At 56.4% G+C, this 770-nt stretch carries 1 protein-coding gene; it reads left to right on the top strand.

Annotation, left to right across the window (positions count from 1 at the left end; genetic code table 11):
- Positions 1–150 precede the first annotated feature (150 nt).
- Positions 151–770: transposase (locus tag APH44_RS28835; protein ID WP_156343822.1), on the top strand; the 620-nt coding region annotated here is incomplete at its 3' end.

Here is a 770-nt window from a genome sequence, read left to right as displayed (position 1 = left end):
TGTGCCTTGAGCACGAGTGGGAGCACAAGCTGCCATTCACCGTTCCACTTTGGCGAGAGCCCGAACAGTTGGATGCGGCCTTGATCTCGAATCACAAGCGTGGGCCAAGCCAAAGTCCTCTCACTCTGTTGAGTCTAGGAGATTTTGGTGATGGTTTCCTTTGTGGGTATCGATGTTTCTAGTCGCACGCTGGACATAGCGGTCCGTCCCCAGAGCCTCAAGATCAATGTCACCAACGATCGGGCAGGTTTCGAGGTATTGGAGAAGAGCCTTCGAGGTCTCAAGGTCAAGCGTGTCCTGCTGGAGGCGACAGGCGGATACGAGCGTGAGGTGCTGAGCTTTCTGCAGAGCGCTGGCTACAAGGTCATTCGCGTCAACCCCAGGCGAGCCAGGTCGTTTGCCGAGTCCATGAATATCAAAGCTAAGACCGACGCCATCGATGCAGCGGTATTGGCGCATTTCGCCGAAGTGATCCCCGATAAACCTACTCTGCAGGTCAGTCCGCAGAGGGCGTTGCTGCGCGAGCTGCTGCAGCAGCGTGATCGTCTGGTTCAACAACGGGACGACGATCGGCGGCGCCTGAAACAGGCTCAGTCTGAGGTGGTCGCTCGCTTCCTGAAGTCCAACCTCCAGCACTTCAGGTCTCAGATCAGACAGATTGAACATGAGATCAAGCTGCACGCTGAGGGGCTGGGTGATGAACGAATTGCTCAGTTGGTCCAGGTCAAAGGTATCGGGCTGGTGACGGCTGGGAAGCTTGTAACGCTGCT

It is taken from the genome of Pseudomonas sp. NBRC 111143 (assembly GCF_001320965.1).
Classification (GTDB): domain Bacteria; phylum Pseudomonadota; class Gammaproteobacteria; order Pseudomonadales; family Pseudomonadaceae; genus Aquipseudomonas; species Aquipseudomonas machongensis.
Note: the sequence above shows the minus strand (reverse complement) of the source record. Positions and strands in the feature narration are given on the sequence as shown.